At 43.9% G+C, this 24,372-nt stretch carries 15 protein-coding genes; all 15 read left to right on the plus strand.

Annotation, left to right across the window (positions count from 1 at the left end; translation table 11 throughout):
• Positions 1 to 51: 51 nt before the first annotated feature.
• The 15 genes from PH256_RS08195 to PH256_RS08270 all read left to right on the plus strand — a co-directional run bounded on the left by PH256_RS08195 (position 52) and on the right by PH256_RS08270 (position 24,278).
• A complete protein-coding gene (locus PH256_RS08195; protein ID WP_270913733.1) occupies positions 52 to 1,146 on the plus strand; it encodes a DNA cytosine methyltransferase in 1,095 nt (364 codons plus the stop codon).
• Positions 1,143 to 2,156 carry a restriction endonuclease gene (locus PH256_RS08200; RefSeq protein ID WP_270913734.1) on the plus strand — a complete coding sequence of 338 codons (1,014 nt, stop codon included), beginning with the start codon at positions 1,143 to 1,145 and terminating at the stop codon, positions 2,154 to 2,156. The genes PH256_RS08195 and PH256_RS08200 overlap by 4 nt, the downstream gene beginning before the upstream one ends.
• Positions 2,157 to 2,421: 265 nt before the next feature.
• Entirely contained in the window at positions 2,422 to 2,736 is a 315-nt protein-coding gene (locus PH256_RS08205; protein WP_270913735.1) for a hypothetical protein, read from the plus strand.
• Positions 2,737 to 2,855: 119 nt separating this feature from the next.
• Positions 2,856 to 3,191 (plus strand): DUF3847 domain-containing protein, encoded by a 336-nt coding sequence (locus tag PH256_RS08210; RefSeq protein ID WP_270913736.1) that lies wholly within the window; start codon positions 2,856 to 2,858, stop codon positions 3,189 to 3,191.
• Complete coding sequence (gene mobQ / locus PH256_RS08215; RefSeq protein WP_270913737.1) at positions 3,157 to 4,653, plus strand: MobQ family relaxase; 1,497 nt, start codon at positions 3,157 to 3,159, stop codon at positions 4,651 to 4,653. The genes PH256_RS08210 and mobQ overlap by 35 nt, the downstream gene beginning before the upstream one ends.
• Positions 4,650 to 6,512 carry an AAA family ATPase gene (locus PH256_RS08220; RefSeq protein ID WP_270913738.1) on the plus strand — a complete coding sequence of 621 codons (1,863 nt, stop codon included), beginning with the start codon at positions 4,650 to 4,652 and terminating at the stop codon, positions 6,510 to 6,512. Before mobQ ends, PH256_RS08220 begins: the two co-directional genes overlap by 4 nt.
• Positions 6,513 to 6,612: 100 nt before the next feature.
• Complete coding sequence (locus PH256_RS08225) at positions 6,613 to 6,777, plus strand: transposon-encoded TnpW family protein (RefSeq protein WP_118657049.1); 165 nt, start codon at positions 6,613 to 6,615, stop codon at positions 6,775 to 6,777.
• A 62-nt stretch (positions 6,778 to 6,839) separates the two neighbouring features.
• Positions 6,840 to 9,065, plus strand: a complete 2,226-nt coding sequence (locus PH256_RS08230; RefSeq protein WP_270913739.1) for a DEAD/DEAH box helicase family protein — start codon at positions 6,840 to 6,842, stop codon at positions 9,063 to 9,065.
• A 564-nt stretch (positions 9,066 to 9,629) separates the two neighbouring features.
• Positions 9,630 to 11,729: a site-specific DNA-methyltransferase gene (locus PH256_RS08240; RefSeq protein WP_270913741.1), complete on the plus strand. Its 2,100-nt coding sequence runs from the start codon at positions 9,630 to 9,632 to the stop codon at positions 11,727 to 11,729.
• Position 11,730: 1 nt separating this feature from the next.
• Entirely contained in the window at positions 11,731 to 14,580 is a 2,850-nt protein-coding gene (locus tag PH256_RS08245) for a DEAD/DEAH box helicase (protein WP_270913742.1), read from the plus strand.
• A 25-nt stretch (positions 14,581 to 14,605) separates the two neighbouring features.
• Entirely contained in the window at positions 14,606 to 15,907 is a 1,302-nt protein-coding gene (locus tag PH256_RS08250; RefSeq protein ID WP_270913743.1) for a DNA cytosine methyltransferase, read from the plus strand.
• Complete coding sequence (gene drmD / locus PH256_RS08255; RefSeq protein ID WP_270913744.1) at positions 15,885 to 18,503, plus strand: DISARM system SNF2-like helicase DrmD; 2,619 nt, start codon at positions 15,885 to 15,887, stop codon at positions 18,501 to 18,503. Before PH256_RS08250 ends, drmD begins: the two co-directional genes overlap by 23 nt.
• Positions 18,504 to 18,516: 13 nt before the next feature.
• Positions 18,517 to 21,885, plus strand: coding sequence for a DISARM system helicase DrmA (drmA, locus tag PH256_RS08260; RefSeq protein WP_270913745.1), 3,369 nt, complete (start codon positions 18,517 to 18,519; stop codon positions 21,883 to 21,885).
• A 6-nt stretch (positions 21,886 to 21,891) separates the two neighbouring features.
• Positions 21,892 to 23,637, plus strand: a complete 1,746-nt coding sequence (gene drmB, locus PH256_RS08265) for a DrmB family protein (RefSeq protein WP_270913747.1) — start codon at positions 21,892 to 21,894, stop codon at positions 23,635 to 23,637.
• On the plus strand, positions 23,619 to 24,278 hold the full coding sequence (locus PH256_RS08270) for a phospholipase D-like domain-containing protein (protein WP_270913748.1): 660 nt from the start codon (positions 23,619 to 23,621) through the stop codon (positions 24,276 to 24,278). The genes drmB and PH256_RS08270 overlap by 19 nt, the downstream gene beginning before the upstream one ends.
• Positions 24,279 to 24,372 lie beyond the last annotated feature (94 nt).

A 24,372-nucleotide genomic window follows, 5' to 3' on the forward strand; every position in this document is an offset into this window, starting at 1 on the left:
ACAACACACGATAGCGTGTATAATTAAACCTAATAAGATTGAGGTGATTATATGATTATCGCTCTTACAGAATACGCAAGAATGCACAACAGAAGCGGGGATACGCTCCGACGCCTTGCGGAGAGTGGTGCACTTAAAACAGCAAAAAAAATCGGGAGAAATTGGACTGTAGATAGTGAGGAAGAATATCCAACAAAACGACGGATAACAACAAAACATATCACTGTTGTATCTTTATTTTCTGGTTGTGGCGGCATGGATTTAGGTCTCATAGGCGGCTTTGATTTCTTGGGAAAGCACTATGCCAAGACAGGTTTTGAAATCATCTGGGCAAATGAAATCAGCCCGGCAGCTTGTAAGACCTATCGAGAAAACTTCGGTGACTATATCATTGAAGGTGACATTGAGGAACAGATAGAAAATCTTCCTGCATCGGCAGATATCGTTGTCGGGGGGTTCCCTTGCCAGGATATTTCCATCAACGGGAAAATGCTTGGTGTAAATGGGAAAAGAAGCAGCCTGTATACCTATATCGTCGAAGCGGTAAAAAGAATAAAACCTAAAGCCTTTATCGCAGAAAATGTAGGTGGTCTGTTGCTCAAGCAAAATGAGTATTCGCTTAATAAGATACTTGAAGATTTTAATTCTCTGGGATATAACCTAAGTTACCAACTATACCATGCTGAGGATTACGGTGTACCGCAGACAAGAGAACGAGTATTTTTTGTTGGAACAAAAAAGGGGTTGCCTAACTTTGTTCCTCCAAAGCCAAGTGTCTTTGCACCAATCACAGCCTACGAAGCACTACATGATTTGGAAGAACATCCGCAAGATAAAGCGTTTTCCCATATTTGGAGCAAAGCAAAAGTAAGTGGAGAGCAAGGAAACCGCCGCTTAGTTGCCAATCGTCCTGGCTATACTATGCGGGCAGAGTGTCATGGAAATATACAATTTCATTATGCACTTCCCCGTAGAATTTCCATGCGAGAAGCGGCTCGTATTCAGTCTTTCCCTGATTCGTTTTCTTTCCCTTGCGGATTGCGGGAAACAGAAAGACAGATTGGAAATGCTGTCCCGCCTGTACTTGCATGGCATATAGCTAATTCTGTAAAAAATGTTATCGAAGGGAATAAGAATAGAGTATGACAAAAAATGAATTTGAAGAAATATTAAACATATGTTGTGCCCACTTGACAGATGAAGCCCGAGCTACGGGATTTAAGACTTCTGCTCAATTTGAGAACCGTGTGCGAGAAGTTCTGAGTGAAATTACAAAGGACAATCAGACCTTTCAAATTGATTTTAACCCACACCCGCAAGCATTTCCTGACATTGCAATGGGCGAATATGGTGTTGAAGTAAAATTCACTCTGAACGATACTTGGCGTAGTATTGCAAATAGCGTTCTCGAAACCCAGCGTATTGATGAAGTCAAACATATTTATGTAGTGTTTGGGAAAATGGGTGGAGTCCCAGAGGTACGCTGGGGCGAGTACGAACAGAGCGTTATTCATGTCAGAACATCCCATGTACCTCGTTTTGAAATTGAACTTCCTTCTGAAAAAGCTGACGTTAAAGAATCCTTATTTGCACAGATGGGTATTCGATATGATGACTTCAGAAAGCTCGATATGCAGGATAAGATGAAGTACATCAGAGCCTACGCAAGAAAGATACATCCCGATGGACGCTTGTGGTGGGTTGAAGATAAAGAAGATTCAGATGAACATACGACACCAGTTCAGGCACGTCTTTATACAAACCTCACAACGGAAGAAAAAACTCACCTTAGAGCAGAAGCGGCGTTGCTTTGCCCAAGCATTGTTAAATCAGGGCGGTCACGAAACAAATACGATGATATGGTACTCTATCTGTTAACCTATCACGGCGTATTGTGCCATCAGGCACGAGATTTATTTTCTGCTGGTAGCGTTGCTAACCCTAAAAACGATGATGAGGGAGGTATCTATATTGAACGAGCCTTAAAACTCATAGAAAATGAAATGAAAGCGGCAGCTCTCCGCATGGATGACGCTTTGTTCGTTGAATATTGGGGTGAGAGTGTTCCGCCAGAAAAAAGAATCAAACGTTGGCTCGAAAAGGCAGACGAGCTTGCAACAGAATGGACTCCATCAAAGAGCTTGTTTCTTGAGTAGTTCAAAACCCTTTAGGAACTAAAGGGCGCACTTCTATACTCTCCTGCCGGAAGTATTCGTGCGTCCTGCGGCGCTTCATTCTCTGTCAGCAGGAAAACCGGCAGACCGAGAATGTTCCGTCACTTCGTTCCGACAAGGTGGCTACACCCCCTTGCGCCGCTTATGCGGCTATCCCCTGTGGACTTGCCGTCCGCAAACAGCATAAAATGCTGTTCACCGCCAGCAAGTTTGATAAAGACAAATCGAAAGTTTTTGAGGTATATGTATGAAGAAAATAATGTATTTTGTCCCACCATCACTTGCGCTACTGCTATATATTGTATTAGGCTTTGTGGCAGATTTTGGTGCGATTAACCCTTGGGTATGGCTTTGGATTGCTGTGATGTTCGTATCATCTTTTGTTCTACTTAAAAACAAGTGGTACGGCTGCATCGGCGGTTTGGTTGTTGGCGGTGTGTTGATTTATATGAGCACACAATACACCGGACAGGTCATTGATGTTGAGCGACCTTTGGGAGTAATCCTTTGCGTTTATTATCTGATATGCGGCATTGCTGTTTATAAAAAAACGAAGAGATAAATTTCTATATACCAAACCATCAAAACTAAATACCAAAAAACTGACCGTTGATCTACACCGCCGTGTGAGAAATCAGCGGTCTTTTTTTATCCCTATTTTCAGAAAAGGAGGTCATTTTTATGCCAGACAAGAAATCACTCGACCAGCTTCGTTTGGAGAAAGAACGGGCAGAACTCAGGCTTGCTCAAGAGCAGCGCAGGCTGACCCGTCTGGAAAACCGCAAGCAGTATTACGAGAAAGGCGAACGGGCGAAGCGCACCCATGAGCTGTGCAACATCGGCGGTACGGTGGAAAGCCTTGCCCCGATGTTCAAGGGACTGCCCAAGCAGGAAATGTATGAACTGCTGGAAATGGTCTTTTCTCTGCCGGAGGTACAGCACACACTCCGCAGCTTTGTCAGCCGAAAGGAGGACGCAGAAGATGGCTCTGTTCCATTTCACAGCAGACCAGATTAAACGCAGCGAGGGGCAATCGGTTGTGGCTTCCGCTGCCTACCGTTCCGGGGAAAAGCTCCACAGCGCCTACTACGGCGAGGACAGCGACTACACCAGAAAGAAAGGCGTCATCTGTTCCGAAATTCTCCTGCCGCCCCATGCGCCGAGGGAGTTTGCCGACCGGGAAACCCTCTGGAACGCCGTAGAACACGCCGAGCATGGGAAGAAAGCCCAGCTTGCATACAGCTTTGAAGTTTCCTTGCAGAATGAGTTTTCCCTTGAGGAAAATATAGCTCTGGCAAGGAAATTTTTGTTGGACAACTTTGTGAGCCGGGGCATGACGGTGGATGTGGCGTTTCACGAAAAGGAGACCGAGGAAGGCGGCACACCCAACCCCCACTTCCATTTTCTCTGCCCCATCCGTCCCATGAACCCGGACGGGACATGGGGCTTTAAGCAGCACCGAGTGTACCGGCTGGACGAGGACGGAAACCGCATCCGTGACCAGAACGGCAAGTTCCTCTTTGACGCTGTTCCCACAACAGACTGGGGAGACCCGGAAACGCTGGAATACTGGCGAAAGGCATGGGCTGATGTGTGCAACGCCAAGTTTGCCGAGAAAGGGCTTGATGTCCGTATCGACCACCGCAGCTATGAGCGGCAGGGACTTGACCTCTTGCCCACTGTCCATGAGGGAGCCACTGTCCGGGCAATGGAGAAAAAAGGCATCCGCACCGAGAAAGGCGAGTTCAATCGCTGGATAAAAGCCACCAATGCCGTTATCCGGGACATCCGGGGAAAAATCGCCGTCCTGCTGGACTGGATAAAGGAAGCCAAAGCCGAGCTGGATAAGCCCAAGCCCCCAGACCTGGCTTCTCTGCTGGGCAGCTATTACGCCTACCGCAAATCCAAAGCCTACTCCCAGAAAGGTAAACTCAACAATCTCAAAGAGATGAACGAGACCTTCAATTATCTCCGGGAGAACGGCATTACTACCCTTGCGGATCTGGAAAGCCGGGTGCAGAGCCACCAGACCACCGTGGACAGCTTAAAGGCAACGCTGGACAGCCAGAACGCCCGTATGAAAGCCATCCGCAGCCTGTCTGATGACAGCGAGACATTCCAGCGGCTCAAGCCTGTGTTTGCCGGTTTGCAGAAAATCAAGTTTGATAAGCCCAGAGCCGCATACAAGGCAGCGCATGAAGCTGAGCTGAAACAGTTTTACGCCGCCAGACGAAGGCTGTCTCAGGAGTTCCCAGACGGAAAAGTGGATATGAAAAAGCTGTCCGAGGAATACAGCACTTTGGAAAAGACCCATTCTGAGACCTATGCCCAGTTTAAGACCATCCGGGAGGACTTACAGCGGCTTTGGAGCATCAAGTCGAAGATTGATACTGCCCGCAGTTTTCACGAGCGAACAGAGGAACAAACGCTCCAAAATCAACCCCAAACACGACACAAAAAGGAGGACATTGACCGATGAATTATACACAAGCACAGATTGACAAGGCGAACGCTGTCAGTCTGGAAGATTTTCTCCGTTCGCAGGGAGAGCAGCTTATCAAAAGCGGCAGAGAATACCGCTGGAAAGCGCATGACAGCCTGACTGTCCGGGGCAACAAGTGGTTTCGCCACAGCCAGAGCAAGGGCGGCTATCCCATTGATTTTGTCATGGAGTTTTACGGCAAGAGTTTTCCCGAAGCTGTGGAACTTCTGACCGGGGAGCATGGCGAAGCTCCCAAGACCGCACCGCCGATGGAGTTCCGGCTTCCCAAACCCAGCAGAACCGCCGACAGGACAATTCAATATCTTTGTGAAGCACGAGGTCTCAGCAAGCAGATTGTTGAGACCTTTCTTCTTTCCGGGGATATTTATGAGGACAGCAGCCACCACAACGCTGTCTTTGTGGGCAGGGACAGAAGCGGTATTCCAAGATATGCTCATATCCGGGGAACGGCAGACAGTTTCCGGCAGGACATTTCCGGCTCGGATAAGTCCTATGGCTTTGGCTATGTGGGAAACGGAAACCAGCTCTTTGCCTTTGAAGCCCCCATTGATTTGCTGTCTTTCCTCTGCCTGTATCCGCAGGAATGGCAGTCCCGCAGCTACCTTGCTTTGGGCGGTGTGTCCGGCAGGGCTTTGGAGCGTTTTCTCTCTGAACGCAGGGATATACAGAAAGTGTTCCTCTGTCTGGACAGCGATACCGCAGGAAGTGAAGCCTGTCAGCGGCTTTTGGGGATAATTCCCGATAAAATCCCCGTTGTCCGTCTTGTCCCGGCAAGAAAGGACTGGAATGATGTTCTCCGGCAGAAAGGCGAGATAGATAACCGTAAATTCATAGCTGAGACTATCCCCATGCGTGAACCGCCGGAAATTCAGCCTGTTCCCATGCTCCGTATGGCAGATGTGGAGCTGACAAGCGTGGAATGGCTCTGGTTTCCCTATATCCCTTTTGGGAAGCTGACCATTATCCAGGGCAACCCCGGCGAGGGCAAAACCTACTTTGCCATGCGGCTGGCGGCAGCCTGTACAAACCGAAAGCCCCTGCCCGATATGGAACCGCTGGAACCGTTCAACATCATCTATCAGACCGCCGAGGACGGGCTGGGCGATACCGTCAAGCCCCGTCTCATAGAAGCCGAAGCTGACCTTGACCGGGTACTGGTCATTGATGACAGGGACATACCGCTGACCCTTACCGATGAACGGCTGGGACGGGCAATCCGGGAAAACCATGCAAGGCTGGTTATCATCGACCCGGTACAGGCGTTTCTGGGTGCTGATGTGGATATGAACCGGGCAAACGAGGTGCGACCCATCTTCCGCAGTTTGGGAGAGATTGCACAGGAGACCGGGTGTGCCGTGGTGCTGATCGGACACCTGAACAAAGCTGCCGGAACACAAAGCACTTACAGGGGGTTAGGCTCCATTGACATTACGGCGGCAGTCCGCAGCCTGCTCTTTATCGGCAAGCTGAAAGATAGCCCCACCACAAGGGTTTTAATCCATGAGAAAAGCTCTCTTGCCCCACCGGGACAGTCCCTTGCCTTTTCTCTGGGAGACGAGAAAGGCTTTGCATGGTTGGGAGCTTATGACATTACCGCCGATGAGCTGCTTGCCGGGACGGACACAGGCAAGACCGAAAGCAAGACCGCACAGGCAGAAGCCCTGATACTCGATTTACTGGCAAATGGAAAGAAAATGCCGAGTGCAGAGCTGGAAAAGGCGGTCAATGACAGGGGTATATCGTCCCGTACCCTCAGAACAGCAAAAGCCCGGATGGGAAGCCGACTTGTCACCGAAAAAAACGGTGCTTCATGGGTCTGCTATCTCCGGGCATAAGTCAAGAAGGCAAAGGTGGCAAAGTGGTTATAGATACCTTAAAGTTGCCGCCTTGCCTTCTTCTTTTTCTCACAACGATTTTTTTACAGGAGGATTTTCTATGACAGAGACCACAAACACAGCGAAAACCGAACCTTGCCCGACATTCAAGCGAACCATCGGCAAGACTACCTATCTTGTCCGTGTCCATTTCAGCGAGACCAGCAAGGAGACGATGGAGGATAAAATCAAGCGTCTGCTCCGGGAGGAAGTCCGCAGAATGTGACTTTTTTCTGAATATGATTAAAAAGTCCTTGACAACTGGCATCAGGCAGTGCGGCGGAGGATTTGTTTATCGAATTGTTCAGCGAGACGTTTGGTGCAGAGAAAGCGAAGTACCTGTATTCGCAGTACCATTTTTACGATATTTATCAGGACAGCCGTTATGCGGATTTTGTACTGGAGGATGGAGGACGCCGTATCGCAATCGAAATCGACGATGAGGCATCCCATAATCCTCAGCTTGTGTCTCGGGATAAATTCTATGATGATCTCCTCAAGCAAAACAGCATGGTGTATCTGGGATGGGACGTTTATCGTTGGGCAGTACGGCAGATGCAGGTCCAGCCCGAAGGAGTAAAGGATGAGCTACGCATCTTCTTGGGAAGCCATCCGCAGTTTCGAGAGATCGAGGACTATCTCCCCGCCCAGCGCGGCAAGGAACTGGATGGTTCTCAGCTCGATTTGAAAAAGCACCAGATCGAGGCGCTGAAATCGCTGCAGGCGATGCGGGATAACTGCGAAACAATCGCGCTGCTGCATCACGCCACCGGTACCGGAAAAACAGTAACCGCAGTCATGGATGCCAAGAACTGTGGCGGACGTACGCTTTTCCTTGCCCATACCCAGGAACTGGTGAATCAGGCGGCAGAGACATTCCGCAAGCTATGGCCGAGTGTCACAGTGGGACGATATGTGGAAAATATGAAGCAACCCAACGCCCATGTGGTCTGCGCCAGCGTACAAAGCATAGCGCTGCATCTGGATGAGTTCCGGGACGATGCGTTTGACTATCTGATTGTGGATGAGGCGCATCACGCCTCTGCGGATACATATCAGAAGATTTTGTCCTACTTCAAACCGGCATTTACTTTGGGGCTGACCGCTACACCAGAGCGCACCGATGACGGGAAAATCATTTTAGAGATTTTCAAGAATACTGCCCACAAACTGGATATTCAGACAGCGGTGGAAATCGGCGAGCTGGTGCCCATTCGCTGCATCCGTATCCATACAAACATTGACCTGACCAAGGTGCGATTCAACAGTGTACAATACAATATCCGGGATCTGGAAAGCAAGATTTATGTGCCGGAGCGCAACCGCTTGATCGTGGATACCTGGCTTCAATATGTGCGGGATAAGCGCACGGTGGTGTTTTGCGCTTCGGTGAAGCATGCCGAACAGATTGCTGAGTTGTTCCGAGAGGCAGGTGTGCGTGCGGCGGCTGTTTCCGGCGGCATGAAACAGTCTGAGCGTAGAGAGTTTCAGGATCGATTTGCCAGCCGGGAAATCCAGGTGCTTTGTGCCTGCGACCTGCTCAATGAAGGATGGGATTGCCCGGAAACGGAAGTCCTGTTTATGGCACGCCCCACTATGTCCCGGGTGCTCTATACGCAGCAGCTGGGGCGTGGTATGCGGTTGTACCCGGGCAAAGAAAGCCTGATGGTTTTTGACTTTGTGGACAACGCCAGCCAATACAATATGCCCCAATCACTGCATCGTTTGTTCAAGCTTAAGGAATACAGACCGGGTGAAAAGGTGATTGCGCCTGCCGCGGAAAGAGCAGCGGAGGCGTCGCTGTATGCAAAGGGAGAGAAACCGGAAGCGTTGATCGACTGGCCGGTGGATGCCACGGATTATGAGTTGGTGGACATCTTCAACTGGCAGGACGAGGCAGAGGGAATGATCTCTCAGATGGAGTTTGTCCGGCGAGTGGATGTACAGACGGAAACCATTGAGCGGTATGTGCGGGAAGGAAAGCTGGTGCCGGATTTGGTGGTTCCCATGAGTGAGCACCGGACTTTCAAGTATTTCAAAGAGGAAACGCTGGAGAAGTATGCGGCGCAATATGGCTGGACCCTGATCGACGACTCCAACCGCAAGGAGCTGTTTCTGGACATGATTCGCCAGATGGACATGAGCTATTCCTACAAGCCTGTGCTGATCAAGGCGATTTTGCTCTATGCCGATGATAAGGGGCGTATCAAGTTGGCGGATATCGTTTCGTATTTTCGTTCCTACTACGAAGGCCGCCGTGCTGCGGGGCTGGTGGTAGAGAAGAAGAACAGCATCTTCGCCAAGGGTGGCTACACCGACAAAGAGGCAGAACGGAATATCCTAGCCAATCCATTTAAACGATTTGAGGATATGCAAATGCTTCGCCATACCAAAACATTGGGTATCATACAGGTGGACGATGCAGTGTGGAAAAAGCTCACGAAGCGAGAAAAGTCCGAAGTCGATCAAATTTGCGACCAGAAGCTGACAGCATATTTTGGAAGAATGAGCTGAGTTGAATATACAAATAGATAAAAATCACAAAGGAGACCCCGTAGCATTTGATGCGGGGCTTTAAACTTTGAAGCTTCAATTTTTAAGAAAATATGCATTGCTATTTGTACTGTTTTAGTGTTTCAAAGAAACGCGCAGCCATCACCAAGTGATGATCGATAAGGGCTTGGGATTGTCCCAACAAGCGGTTTGTTCACTTTGGGGAGAACGAAGTTTTCGCAGGGCTTGGCCAAGGAAACATTGCTTGCAAATTAGTGAGGTGCTCAAAATATTGTGCAGCAGGAAGCTGCAAGCATTTGATTTTCCGCGAGGTTTAGAGTACAATTATCATGGTTGTTTATAAGCGCTAGAATGGAAATGGGGACGACATGAGATATTTATCAATTACCCAAATATCAGAAAAATGGAACATTTCTCCGAGATGGATAAACGATTTGTGTTCTGGAGAAAGAATTTCTAGCGCAATGAAAATTGGTTCATACGGGGCAATTCTAGAAGATGCAGAACGTCCTAAAGATGCTCGTATAAAGAGTGGTCGATATATAAAAAATAAGAGGTAATAAAATGGCAGCAATAAACGATTTGATTAGCCAGATTCAAGATGCTGAACTCAGAGATCGGATTCAAAGAGAAGTTAACAAACTTTCTAAGCAGAAAAAATTGGGTTTGGTTTTTGAAGAGCATTTACCGGAGTGCACTCCTCTTTATGATATGCCAATCAAAAAAGGGTGCAATGTCATGCGTCGGGATAACAAAGAGGATAAATCTATTTACGTTATTTTAAAAATTGAAGAAGGAACTGCTATTTGTAGCAAGCGCGATCAACATGATGAGGTCGTCCACTTTGCACTGACTGATATTGTGCGTATTGCAGAATTTGGAGAGCCTATATATCCATATCTAAAACCGCTTGACTCTGTGTGCAATGCTCCAGATTCCAAACTTTGGCATATATTGATTGAATCCGATAACTACCACGCACTTCAGCTTCTAGAATACTTCTATGCTGGGCAAGTTGATTGCATTTATATTGATCCTCCGTATAACTCCGGGGCCAAAGATTGGAAATATAACAATGACTACGTTGATGGAGCAGATTTGTATCGTCATAGCAAATGGCTCAGCATGATTCAAAAACGCTTATATATTGCAAAGCGGCTCTTAAAGATGGAGAGTTCAGTTTTAATAGTTACAATTGATGAGAAAGAATATCTTCATCTAGGATGCTTGTTAGAGGAAATGTTTCCACATGCAAATATACAGATGATAACAACCGTTATCAGTAGAAATGGAACAAGTCGAGAAAATGAGTTTTCTAGAGTTGAAGAATATATTTTTATATGTAGATTTGGAAATATGGGGGTAACGCGTAGCAACGATAACATGCTCTCAGAAGGGACTGACGGCGTAATCAGCCGTGTATGGTTTAATTTTATGCGAACCAGTACCCCAAGAAGTAAAACCAAAGGACAGTTCTTTCCAATCTATATCGATGCGAATTCTAAAAAAATCGTTAGTATCGGGGAGCCCCTTGCGCCCAATGAGGTAGCAGCTAATATTATCTCACCGGAAGGACAGATCGCTGTTTTTCCAATCAAAGATGATGGTTCTGAAGCAACATGGGGGGCTATTCCAGAAACAACAAAGGAGCTGCTCAAAAACGGCTTTCTGCGTGTTGGAACCTATGACAAAAAAACAAACAGATGGAATATTCAATATGTTCGCCAAGGAGATCAGAAGAGAATTGTGTCAGGTGAAATATTGGTTACAGGCATTGCCGAGGATGGTTCAAAAATTCTGGAGCCAGTTGATGCAACGCAAAGGACAGTGTTTCCCAAAACTGTATGGAATCGGAAATCGCATGATGCAACAGAACATGGCACTCGACTATTAAAACAGTTTATGCCAGATGGTAGATTCTCATATCCAAAATCATTATATGCTGTGAGAGATACCATACGTTTCTTTGTGTCTGATAAACCAGATGCGCTTATTCTGGATTTCTTTGCTGGCTCAGGAACCACGCTCCATGCAGTCAATTTGCTCAATGCTAGTGATAACGGACAGCGCCGGTGCATTTTGGTTACCAATAATGAATTATCAGAAGAAGAAGCTAAACGCCTTAGAGCTATGAATTTCTGTGAAGGCGATGAGGAATGGAATAAACTAGGGATTGCAAGATATGTTACATGGCCTAGAACAGTGTGTAGTATTGAAGGTCATGATATTAATGGCAAGCCTGTGAAGGGTAATTATTTGGAAACGGAGATGCCTATTGCTGATGGGTTCAAAACCAACGCAGCTTTCTTCCAGCTTGGTTTCCTTGACAAAACGACAATTGCACTAGGTATGAACTTCAAGGAAATGCTTCCTATTTTTTGGATGAAATCTGGTGCAATCGGGGCATGCCCAACGATAGAAAATGAAATGATTCCGACAATGCTCATTTTACCAGAAAATAGATTTGCAATTCTTATGAACGAAAATGCATATGCGGAATTTAGAGAAAAGCTTAAACAATACCCTGAAATTCAAACAGTTTTTTTGGCGACAGACTATGATGTGCATTATCGTACGATGGTAAAAGATTTAAACGTAGAAAACACGTATCAACTTTTTAGGGATTATCTAGATCACTTTAGACTAAATAGGGGGAGAAATTAAAATGATATGCGAATTATTTTCTTTCCAAAAACAAGCCGTCAATGATCTTCGTTTTCGCGTTGCAATGGCGCTTAACAATTATCGCATGTTGAAAATCCCTCAGGTTGTTTCTTTGCAGGCACCTACAGGATCCGGTAAAACCATCATTATGTCTTCTCTTATCGAGGATATTTTCTTTGGGTCTGAGCAGTTTACAGAGCAACCGGATGCCATTTTTGTATGGCTTTCCGATTCCCCTCAGTTGAATGAGCAATCAAAACAAAAAATCGAATTAAAGGCAAATAGAATTCGTTTGGATCAGTGTGTCGTTATTTCAGACGAATCTTTTGACATGGAGGTCTTGGAAGATGGCCGAATTTACTTTTTGAACACACAGAAACTTGGCAAAGCCGGAAATTTGAGCCGCCACTCCGATACACGCCAATACACGATTTGGGAAACAATTGAAAATACTGCCGAGTTAAAGTCGGATCGTCTGTATTTTGTTATTGATGAGGCCCATCGCGGAATGCAAGGACGTCAAGCGGGCACTGCTACCACTATTATGCAACGCTTTATTAAGGGAAGTCACGAGTATAATCTTTCCCCCATTCCGGTGGTCATTGGTATGAGCGCAACCGCAGAGCGCTTTGATACTCTTGTCGGTAGAGGTACAAATTCCACTCTGCACAAAGTTATTATTTCACCCGCGCAGGTCCGTCAGTCCGGATTACTGAAGGATCGTATCTTTATCACTTACCCAGAAGATCCGACCAAACATAGTGATATGGCGGTGCTCCAGGCTGCCACTGATGAATGGATGGAAAAGTGTAAACACTGGTATCAGTATACCTATGAGCAGCACTACTCAAATGTAAATCCAGTATTTGTGATTCAAGTTTGTGCCGGTTCTGGAAGGAATATTTCGGATACTGATCTTGATGATGTTATTGCAAAAATTGAGGAACGCATTGGCGAAACTTTCAAAGAACATGAGGTGGTACACACCTTTGGGTCAACAGGGATTTTAACAATCCATGGCCTGACTGTTCCGCATGTAGAGCCTTCTGAAATTGCAGATGATAAACGTATTCGCGTAGTTCTGTTTAAGGAAAATCTTTCAACTGGATGGGATTGCCCGCGTGCAGAAACGATGATGTCATTCCGCCGTGCAGAAGATGCAACGTATATTGCTCAGTTACTGGGACGAATGGTGCGTACTCCTCTGCAGTGTCATGTAATGGTTGACGACTTCTTGAACGATGTACGATTGTTCTTGCCTTATTTCAATAAAGATACGGTTCAGAAAGTTATTGACGAACTTCAGGCGACTGAGGGTGGAGAAATCCCAACCGTTATTGAAGGCGAATCCATGGAAGAACAGACCTATGATACATGGACGGTCCATACAAGCAAAAAGAAAACAGTTCAGCAGGCTCCGGGCCAGATGAGTTTCTTTGATTATCAGACTGGCATTCAGGCGGATCTAATGGCAAAACCATCTATGCAAGGAGCTGATTCTGTAAGTACAGAATCAGCTGTACAGGCAACGTCTTCTGTGCAACTAGAGAAAGCGAATGATAACGATATTGGCGCCGCCCCAAGTAAGGTCCCTGCAGCTACGCAGGAAACTTCTGGTACTACTACAACGGCTTCCCAGAATATTAAACCTGAACTAACGCCCATAGTCCCGCAAACATCTTTGCTTGCAACTATTGATCGAGAAGGAATTACGAAATTCATCAACGAGCAAGGCTACTTGACTTATATGGTGCGTACAGTTCGGATCAATAGCTATCTCAAGTCTTTGATGAGTTTAGCCGGTTTACTGACACAGTATAACATTTGTATCACTGCAATTGATGATGTAAAGAATGATGTAACTGAGCTCATTCACAACTATGTAGATTCTCTTCGCAAAGAAGGCAAATATGATGACCTGATGAAGCAGGTCATGGAACTGAAGCTTTCCGTACAGATCTTTGATGTATTCGGCGAAGCAATACAAACGGAGAACTTAGTTGATTTGTTTGCAACATCGGAGACCGATTTGGATCGTCAGCTTCGTGCTGCCGATGCAAAGATGGGTGGTTGCGGATTTCATCTGGCTTACGGTCGAAAGTACATTGATTTCGATAATCCGAATACATTTAAGATTGACTGCATTCTCTTTGCCTTTGACAGTGAATGTATTGCGCGGTTGAACCAATATGCAGAGGCGAAATTTCATGAACTGAATGATCAATATCGGATGTATATTGCAGCAAAGCCTGAGAAGTGCAAAAAGCAATATAGTGATATTGTTGCTGATGGTGATGAGATTAGCAAACACAACTTTACGCTTCCTGAAACTATTAGCGCAAAAGTCGAAAACGGAGGAATTGCGTTCCACGATCACCTTTTTGCGAATGCAGAGGGGGTTGCTCGAATTAAGCTGAATAGTTGGGAACTTGGTGTACTTGAGGAAGAGCGGAAGCGACCGGATTATGCGTGCTGGCTGCGCAACCCTTCTCGTCAATCTTGGTCGCTGCGTATTCCATACGAGATGGAAGGCAAATGTAAAGAAATGTTTCCTGACTTTCTTATCATCCGTAAAGATGATCAATTAGGATATATTGTGGATATTTTGGAACCCCATAATCCTGATTTTAAAGATAATCTTGGAAAGGCAAAAGGCCTCGCGCACTATGCATCTCAAGAAACGCGAATGGGAAGAATTCAGTTAATTCGTATGGCAAAAGACTCTGCAGGAACCAATCGTTTTAAGCGGCTTGAATTGGCTAAAGGGTTAATCCGGAATAAGGTGCTTGCAGCCATCAATACAGACGAGTTGGATCACATTTTCGACACAGATGGTGTCTTTGAAGATTAATTTGCGTATAGGAAGGTAATTAAGCATGGAACATACGGATGCTGCAAAGGCTCCATACAACTTCATAGATTTATTTGCTGGAGCCGGGGGACTATCCGAAGGCTTTATTCAAGCGGGATTTTCACCTGTAGCACATGTGGAGATGAATCCGTATGCTGCAAGAACACTGGAAACCAGAACCGGATACTATTATCTGAAAGAACAAGGGAAATTAGATATATATCGCGACTACATTCAGGGAAAGATTTCTCGAGATGAGTATCTCAAGAATATCCCGGCAGAACTTTTGAAATCGGTGTGTTGTGAGACTATGTCTGATGAAACCCTTCCCGGGCTGTTCAATGCAATTGATGAAATCCTTTTGCAAAAAGGCATTGAAAAGGTTGACGTTATCATTGGTGGACCGCCATGCCAAGCGTATTCCCTAGTTGGGCGAGCCCAAAGCAGGCGTATGGAAACCCCAATGTCTGCTGATCCAAGAAATAATTTATATAAACTTTATGCAAAATTTCTGCAAAAGTACCAGCCGAGGATGTTTGTCTTTGAAAATGTTATGGGTATCAAATCGGCTAACGGGGGGGCTACATGGACAAAGATTCAGGAAGCATTACGTACTGTTGGATATGAAATTGACTTCCACGAACAGAACTCGAAAAATTTCGGAGTTTTACAAAACAGAAGAAGAATGATCATTGTCGGTTGGTTAAAAGACAGTGGTCTTTCTTATCCGAAGTTTCAGGCGAAGACCTTTCAAGCGACAGTCAATGATGTTTTGAGCGACCTTCCTTCATTGCGTCCAGGCGAACGGTCCACTGAGTACGCTTCTACAGAAGCCAGCGAATATCTTAAAGAAACCGGCATTCGTAAAGAGGGCGATTTATTAACGCATCATTGTGCAAGGCCTAACAAACCTCGTGACATCGAAATCTATAAGAAAGCAATTGAACTTTGGAATGATGGCCATCAACGATTAAATTACAACGATCTTCCAGATGAATTGAAGACACATAAAAATCGAAAATCCTTTTTGGATCGATTCAAAGTTGTTGAAGGCGATGAAGCGTGTTGTCATACCATGCTGGCCCATATTTCTAAGGATGGTCATTATTTCATCCACCCAGATATCAACCAGCATCGTTCTATTACGGTAAGAGAAGCTGCTCGTATTCAATCATTCCCGGACGATTATTTTTTTGAAGGGCCCAGAACTGCTCAGTTTATACAAATAGGCAATGCAGTTCCAGCACTTATGGCAAAAGGAATTGCAGAAGGAATAGCCAGAGAGCTAAGTGTGGAGGAAAGCGATGGAAAGCAATCTCCTACTTGAACAATATAGTTGGTACAAAAAGCAACAATTGGCAGAGTCTCCGTTTAAGTGCTTACTGAACGCAGATATTAAGCTAAATCCACACCAGATTAATGCCTTCTGTGCGGCTATCCAGGCTTTAAAAACTGGAGGAATAATCCTAGCAGATGAAGTTGGCTTAGGAAAAACGATAGAGGCCGGTCTCGTTTTAAATTACGTTATTGATTCAGGCGCTAAAAAAATTCTCATATCCCTTCCAGCAACGCTAAGAAAACAATGGGAGGTCGAGCTTATTGAGAAGTTTGGACGTCAAGCAGTTATCCTGGACCGATACACAGTTGAACGTGACCATGTCAATATTCAACGTAGTCTCGAAGACAGAGATGGCGTAAGCATTGTTATAGCTTCCTATGATTATTCGTCGAAGTTGATTAAGAGATTCCCACGGGTTAAATGGGATTTCCTTATTATTGATGAGGCTCATAATCTTAGGAACGTTTTTCATGGGACGAAAAGGGCTAAGAACTTATATGATCTCACAAAAGGGATTCCTAAAATCCTGCTCACAGCAACACCTTTGCAGAATTCCTTGACAGATTTGCATGGATTGGTATCCTTTATTGATCCAAGAATTTTCGGTCCAGAGAAAATATTCCACAAACGATTTATTGAAGGCGGAGACTATGACGAATTAAAGCAGGAGCTCCGCCCCGTACTGTACCGCACACTTCGTAGAGATGTCGGCAAGTATATGTCATTTAGTAAGAGAACATGTGTCACGGTGGATTTTCATCTTAGCCAAGAAGAGAAAGAACTCTACGATGCGACAAATGCTTTCCTTAGATGTGACCATTTGTATTCTATTCCCACAGCCAATCGTGGGCTGGTTATTTTGGTTATCCGTAAGCTCCTTGCATCTTCCAGTTATGCACTGATTGAAACCTTTGAAGTTCTCGAGAGACGTCTTGAGAAACTATATGAAGGGACAAAATCCGCATATGCTCAAGAAGGCTTTGATTTATTTTGGGGCTTTGTTGAGGATGAAATTGACGAGGACGGCTTCAATGAATACGACGACGAGGAAACCGCAGCGAAGAAGCAGGCCATTCAAGCGGAACTCAAAATTGTAAGGAGTATCCTTAAACTATCCCGAAGCATAAAAACTAATGCCAAGATTACGGCTTTAAAGAGTGCGCTAACCTCGGCATTTGAACATCAATTATCCGAGAGACTTGATGAAAAAGCTGTCGTTTTTACCGAATCTAAACGTACACAGAAATATATCGCCGCAGAACTCAGAAAATCCGGGTATGGAGAGGAAGACATTCTCCTCTTCAATGGAGATTTTGACGACGTCATGACAAAAGAAATCTTCAGAGCTTGGCAAGTAAAAAACTTCAAGAAAACAAATTATGGCAAAAGCGTAGAGTACAAACATGCAATTGTCGATTATTTTAAGTATCATGCGAAAGTATTAATTGTCACCGATGCTGGTTCTGAAGGCTTAAACCTTCAATTTTGTAGTACCATTATCAATTACGATCTGCCGTGGAACCCACAGAAAATTGAACAACGAATTGGACGTTGCCACCGTTATGGACAAAAGCACGATGTAGTAGCTATTAACTTGCTAAATACCGATAATGAAGCAGATAGACGGGTATACGATATTTTGTCCAAAAAATTCGAGCTGTTTGAAGGCGTATTTGGCGCGTCTGATGTTGCACTTGGTGCATTGGAATCTGGCGTGAGTTTTGAAAAACGAATTTTAGATATTTATCAGAATTGTAGGAATATTACCGAAGTCAGGAAAGCCTTTGCGGCACTGAACCGTCAGCTGGATATCAGGAAGAATGCCCAAGCTGCAGAATTGCGTTCTATTCTTCTTACAGAAAGCAAAGAGGCAAAAGGCGAAGCCTTGGAAAAAACCAAAGCAGATATTGATAAATATTTGCGTGATGTCGAATATTGGAATCAAATTCCTGAACCAGAGATGGAACGAAAGTTGTATTATTGGCAGATTGATAATTGGGGCGAGCGAGTATTTGCATCTCATGGAACTTTATTCCTTGGTGCGTTTTTGGACAATGCAAAGCTGTTGTTTCCCGTATTATTACTCTGTGATGAGAACGGTGAATATATCGATTTTTCAGAGGACGATATTGTATCTGCTTTGGAAGAAGCTAACGATTCGGATGTAAGATTCTTTAACCCGACGGAGGCTGAAAAGGAAAGATTTTCGCAAATCTACAACCGTTTAATTGCGGAAGTTCAGTCTCAACATGATAAGACGGTTGCTCCTGTTCTGACGTATAACCAGAAAAAAATTGAAAACTGGGTTGTCGTACAATTGGAGCAATTGCAAGTTCAGTTCGATGAGGCTAAGAAAGAAGTTGAAGACCTGATCTTTGCTGAAGTGATGGCCACCGATATTTTGGAAAAAAAGGATATCCGCAAGAAAACTGCAGAGGCCAAGAAACGAATGGACAAATTTCAGAAAGAGATGCCTAAGCGCCAGAAAGTAATCCAAGACGAAGCCCAAGCTGAGATTGACAAATTTAATCAAGCTCAGGCAATCAATCCGATACTTCTAATCAACATTGTACTGAAGTTCTAATGGGAGGCACTAAATGGCAGATAGAATTAAATTCGCAGAGGTTCGACAGCAAGTAATCGAAATGTTAAAAACCGACTTATTGGGCCCAAGTTGCGAAAATGAGGTTCTGAATCAGAATCCTAGGTTCGAGTATATAGTTGGGATGCTTGCACCTCAAACAAGCGAAAATCAGAATCCAAATGAACAGGAAGTCGATGGCGATGCTTCTTTTGAGGGAGATGCAGATTATACTGCAGGAGAAGAAGACGATAACGAGCCTGTATTTGCAAATCGATTCAAGACGCCTTCTTCAATAGGTATAAGTTTCTATTTAGAAACCAAAAGTAAAATTTTTAACGTGGATATATCTTGGGGCGATTACTCGAAGGCATCTCAAAAGGCCGCAAATAAAGATGGAAAAGAAATCAGTATAAACACATATACTCGTCACCCACAGAAGGAAACTTTCACCGTCGACTTAGGATCCTTTGGAAAGAATGCAGAATATCCACTCGTGTGTGATTCAAATGTAGTACTACATATTTCCAAAATTAGTTTAAAACAAGGGTATACATTGGTGACAGCATATGTCATTAATAAGCGGAACAATCCCGATAGTGATGTTGCTGGAATGATGTTCCAAGTTAATTTGCGTGCATATTCGCAGGATGGATCTGCTATTTTTGTTGCAGAACATATTTGTAGAAAAATTCTTGCTGTTGATGAATTCTATTTTGCCCAGCGTCCTATTTTAGGAAGGGGACGTGGTTGCGCTGCAACTTGGAATGCAGATCAGAATGGTCGTGCGTCGGAAATTACATCTTCATTTATTCCGGAATATGAGTTTCCTGGCGTAAGTGCTGCGTTGGAAGGATTTGATCCATTCTATTTCTCAATGCGGACATTATCTGTCACCAAAAAGAAAGACGATACTATTGCTAGATTAAACGTCTTGGCAGATTCTTATGCTTCGTGGATTCAAGAGAAACTGATTCACAATTCGAAAATGGACAATCCCAAATTTAAAAGTGAAATAGGACATCCAATCATCGAAAAGTGTGAAAAGGCACTTGACCGAATTCGTGCTGGAATTCAGCTACTGATTGCTGACGATGTTGCCTTTGAGGCGTTCTGCTTCATGAACCGTGCTATGATTTTGCAGAGAAATATTACGAACTTCTCAAAGAAACATGGTGCGGGCATTGAATGCAGCTTTACTGATTTTGTAGATCCAAGAAAACCAGAAAATAACTTTGGTTGGAGGCCATTCCAGATTGCATTTATTCTCATGAATTTGATGGCAATTGTTGATCCGGAACACGATGATCGTGAAATCGTAGATCTTCTCTACTTCCCGACCGGCGGTGGAAAGACTGAAGCATACCTAGGACTTATGGCATTTGTTATTGCCAATAGAAGATTGCGTTCAAAAAAAGATGATGAATACAATCGTGATGGTGGTGTGACAGCAATACTTCGCTATACGCTTCGTCTTCTTACCACTCAACAAAGAGATCGTATCACTAAAATGATTATAGCTGCCGAAATGCTTCGAGAAAAAGAATGCCCGAAATACGGGAAAGAGCCTATCAGTATAGGCTTCTGGGTTGGAGGTGGAGTCACACCTAATAAGTTTAAGGAATTGAAGTTAGATCCTGAAGATCCAGAGAAGAATGCAAAAGCCAAGAGACAAAGGAGGCTTATATACAAACAACTTTTGACTTGCCCCTTTTGTGGGAAATCTTTACATAAGTCTGACGATAATAAAGACATTACAGAATACACATTTAATATCGATATACCAAGAAAAAGTGTAAATATTTACTGTGCAGATAAGAGATGCGTTTTTTACAAATATAAGGAGAGAGATAAAAAGGCTATTCCCGTCTATCTTGTAGATGAAGAGATTTATGCTAAGTGTCCTACAGTCATTTTGTCAACTGTAGATAAATTCGCTGGTTTACCTTGGGATGTTAATACAAATGCACTGTTTGGACGTGTTGATAGAGTATGCAGCCGAGATGGTTATGTTGCCATTGGAGCTGATCACTCCCGTCATGACCGGACAGAGGAACTTCCAACATCTAGTCTTACGCAGATAAAGCCTTTCTTGCCTCCTGAACTAATCATTCAGGACGAACTGCACCTTATTACTGGCCCACTGGGAACAATATATGGTGCTTATGAAACGGTAATTGAAGATTTATGTTCTTATTCTCTTGGAGCAAAGAAAATTAAACCAAAGTATGTTGTGTCAACTGCAACAATCAAAAACGCATCGGAACAAGCCAAATGTCTATATGGGAGAAGTATTACAGCACAGTTTCCGCCGAACGGTTTTGAAATAGGAGATAGCTTTTATATTCGCGAGGTGCCTGTAAACCAAGATCCTTTTAGAAAGTATGTAGGTGTTTGTGCGCCAGGTCAGTCTGTAAAGACTGCTTTACTACGTACATACTCCATCATCTTGCAAAGTGCATATGAGCTTTCCCAGAAAGAAGAATATAAAAAATTTATTGATCCTTATTACAGCCTCGTTGGGTATTACAACAGCATCCGAGAGCTTGGTGGTGCAGTACGACTGCTTCAGGATGACATTCCTGACAGAATACAGCGTATTAAAAAGAAATATGGAATGAGCAAGCAGCGCTTTCTTAATCATAAGGTGGAAATTACATCCCGCATGTCTTCTTATGATATCCCAAAGAAGCTGAGCCAGTTGGAAGTTCCATATACATCAAAAGATTGCTTGGATACTGCTATTGCAACAAATATGATTGCAGTTGGTATGGACGTTGATCGACTTGGATTAATGGTTGTTACCGGTCAGCCTAAACAGAACTCTGAGTATATTCAGGCTACTAGCCGTATCGGACGCGCGTATCCTGGTTTAGTCGTAACGCTTTACAATCCATATCGTCCTCGCGATTTGTCTCATTACGAAAATTTTACCGGATATCATTCTCAACTATATCGTTTTGTTGAAGGAACTACAGCAACTCCGTTCTCGGCTAGGGCACGGGATCGCGTTCTGCACGCTTTGGTGATTTCTGCCATTCGCCTTCATTATCCTAATTTGGCTGGCAACAATGGCGCAAGCATGATTTCTCAGCTGACCGAAGAGCAGCTCAATAATGTCAAGGCTCTTATTATGGACCGCCTAAATATTATAAAGCCTTCTGCTAAAGCGGATGCCGAGCACGAGATTGACGATTTTGTAAGCAATTGGAAGCTGCTAGCTGCTCAGCCTAAGGGACTTAGATACTATGTCGTTAAGACCGATAGATATAGTCGTTTAATGAACAGCTATGGTGAAGTATGCACTGATTTCGAAAAAGCAACCCTGCGGTCTATGCGAGAAGTCGAAAGCGCAACGAATATGTTCTATTATACGGAGGAATAAAAACCTATGTTTGATGACAATAAGTTAGGTGAAATTCGTCCTAATCAATTGATAACTACATTCGGACCTGGATCTATCGTGGATGCTGTAAAAGATTCTGTTACCGTCCTCGATCTGAATTACTGGAAAGAAAAAGGAAAGAAAATTATCGATGGAAGACTTGCATCGTACCTGAATGTTGACTGCTTTTACATGCCGAGAACATCCTATCATGGAGATATACCTGTAGTATCATTCCCGTATATGCACGTCTGCTCTAACGTCAAATGTGGCCGAATTTTTGACGTTAGAGATGGTTTTGATCTAGATAAGTATTTAAAATTTGGCGTAACTTGTCCCTCTTGTCACAGACAGGCGTATCCCTCCCGTTTTATTACGATTTGTGAAAACGGTCATATGAATGATTTCCCTTGGCATTGGTGGGTTCATAATGGTAACTCAACCTGTAGAGGAACTATGCGCATGTACTCTACAGGCAATACTTCAACACTAGCAGATATGTGGGTTGAATGTTCCTGTGGAGCTCGTCGCAGCATGAGCGGAGCAACACAGCGAGAAAACTTTGAAGGAATGAAGTGCACAGGTCATCATCCGTTCAGGCCAAATCATAAAAATCAAAAGTGTGATAAGGAAATGATACCGTCTCAACGTGGTGCATCAAACGTCTATTTTCCAGTCATGCGGAGCGCAATTTCCATTCCACCGTGGATTAATCCTCTCTACAATCTAATCGATGAGCATTTGCGCGATATCGAGTTAGCAATGACATTAATGGGTGATGCTGGCGTTGACAAGATTTATGAACTCTATTTTGGCACATATACCAAAGCCGAATTTGATGCTGCATTGGCGAGAAGACAGGAAAATATTAAAGAATTCACCGAAATTAAGCAGATGGAGTATAACGCGATTACTCACCATGACGATCCTGTGTATGCGACTAACAAAAAGCATTTTATGGCTGAAGAAGATCCACTTCCAGATTATCTTCTGCCATATTTCAAGCGAGTTATACGTATAACGAGATTGAGAGAAGTTCGCGTATTACTTGGTTTTACACGTGTCGACGCCCCGGATCCTGATGCAGATCAGCAGACAAATATCGTTTACCTTAACAAAGGAAAGACTGAAAAATGGTTGCCTGCAGCAGAGGTTCATGGTGAAGGCGTTTTCATTGAGTTCAATAAAGATACTATTGATGCTTGGCTAAGCAACTCTGGGCTCACAGATCTTTCACAGAAATACGCTCAGTGTTATAGGGATTTCTGTGAATCTAAAGAGTGGATAGTTACCACTTTGAGAGATGCTCGCTATGTATTAATGCACACCTTTGCTCATTTGTTAATTAAGCAGATGTCTATGTCTTCCGGATATTCTTCATCGGCAATTCGAGAGCGTATTTACTTTGGTGATGATATGTCCGGAATACTGCTGTATACCGGAAGTGCGGATAAAGAAGGCTCTCTTGGTGGCCTTGTTGAGCTTGGTAATATTGACCAATTGATTATCTTAATGAAGGACGCGTTCCAAGAGGCCCTGGTTTGCACAAACGATCCAGAATGTTCAAATAACATTCCCGCCGGAAATAATGCGAATGGCGCAGCCTGTCACTCCTGTTGTATGGTTTCTGAAACAGCATGTGAAAATGGAAATCGTATGCTGGATCGTGGCCTTATTGTACCCATTGATGGTAGAGAGAATCAGGCATACTTTAAGGTATTGGTGGATGAATTATGTCAACTGGAAGCATAAGTTTAGATATTTTATTGAATCAGATACTTACAGATGCACTTCGGGGGAGCAATGCGTCCATTAAATCCATTCAAAAAAAATTTCCGACGATTTCTGAAAAAGAAGCTCTAGAAATTTTTGCGATGATTTCAGCGGCAGCGGAGAGTGATCATGACGGCGCAGATCTGGTCATCACCGCTCCCCCCTCTTTTGCATTAAAAACAAAGCCAACAAAGATAACTGTAAATACTATGCTCACAAGTGCAACGAGCAGTATTTTAATTACAGGGTACTCGCTTTCTGATTACTTTAATGACTTAATTGATTGTGTCATTCGAAAGAGCCAAGAAGGTGTTCTAGTAAAGTTCTTTGTGAATGATATTGAGAATCAGAAAATCTTCGAACGCTTATACAGTTATAGAGGAAAGTTTCTGAGAATTTTTAATTATCCGAAACAAGAAGATAAAATGTCGGCGCTACATGCGAAAGTTATTTCTGTGGATCAAAAAGAGACCTTAATTACTTCTGCGAATCTTTCTTATCATGGGCAAGAAGGAAACATAGAGTTAGGCGCTCAGATTCATTCGAAGGCTTTAGCAAAGCAAGTAGATGCTTTATTTACCAAGTTACTCTTCGCTAAAGTATTTAAGGAAGTAATTTGATACTAAATGGTAGAAAAAGAAAATTCAGTGATATTCACAATATCTTTTTTCTGTCATTAAGAATAATGTTCATGTGTTCGATGAAAATATTCTT

The sequence above is a fragment of the Allofournierella sp. CML151 genome, from assembly GCF_027853465.1.
Classification (GTDB): Bacteria; Bacillota; Clostridia; order Oscillospirales; family Ruminococcaceae; genus Allofournierella.

Bases quoted from the DNA above. Each gene is read 5' to 3' on its own strand.
- PH256_RS08195 (WP_270913733.1), top strand. From the start codon at position 52: ATGATTATCGCTCTTACAGAATACGCAAGAATGCACAACAGAAGCGGG.
- PH256_RS08200 (WP_270913734.1), top strand. From the start codon at position 1,143: ATGACAAAAAATGAATTTGAAGAAATATTAAACATATGTTGTGCCCAC.
- PH256_RS08205 (WP_270913735.1), top strand. From the start codon at position 2,422: ATGAAGAAAATAATGTATTTTGTCCCACCATCACTTGCGCTACTGCTA.
- PH256_RS08210 (WP_270913736.1), top strand. From the start codon at position 2,856: ATGCCAGACAAGAAATCACTCGACCAGCTTCGTTTGGAGAAAGAACGG.
- mobQ (WP_270913737.1), top strand. From the start codon at position 3,157: ATGGCTCTGTTCCATTTCACAGCAGACCAGATTAAACGCAGCGAGGGG.
- PH256_RS08220 (WP_270913738.1), top strand. From the start codon at position 4,650: ATGAATTATACACAAGCACAGATTGACAAGGCGAACGCTGTCAGTCTG.
- PH256_RS08225 (WP_118657049.1), top strand. From the start codon at position 6,613: ATGACAGAGACCACAAACACAGCGAAAACCGAACCTTGCCCGACATTC.
- PH256_RS08240 (WP_270913741.1), top strand. From the start codon at position 9,630: ATGGCAGCAATAAACGATTTGATTAGCCAGATTCAAGATGCTGAACTC.
- PH256_RS08245 (WP_270913742.1), top strand. From the start codon at position 11,731: ATGATATGCGAATTATTTTCTTTCCAAAAACAAGCCGTCAATGATCTT.
- PH256_RS08250 (WP_270913743.1), top strand. From the start codon at position 14,606: ATGGAACATACGGATGCTGCAAAGGCTCCATACAACTTCATAGATTTA.
- drmD (WP_270913744.1), top strand. From the start codon at position 15,885: ATGGAAAGCAATCTCCTACTTGAACAATATAGTTGGTACAAAAAGCAA.
- drmA (WP_270913745.1), top strand. From the start codon at position 18,517: ATGGCAGATAGAATTAAATTCGCAGAGGTTCGACAGCAAGTAATCGAA.
- drmB (WP_270913747.1), top strand. From the start codon at position 21,892: ATGTTTGATGACAATAAGTTAGGTGAAATTCGTCCTAATCAATTGATA.
- PH256_RS08270 (WP_270913748.1), top strand. From the start codon at position 23,619: ATGTCAACTGGAAGCATAAGTTTAGATATTTTATTGAATCAGATACTT.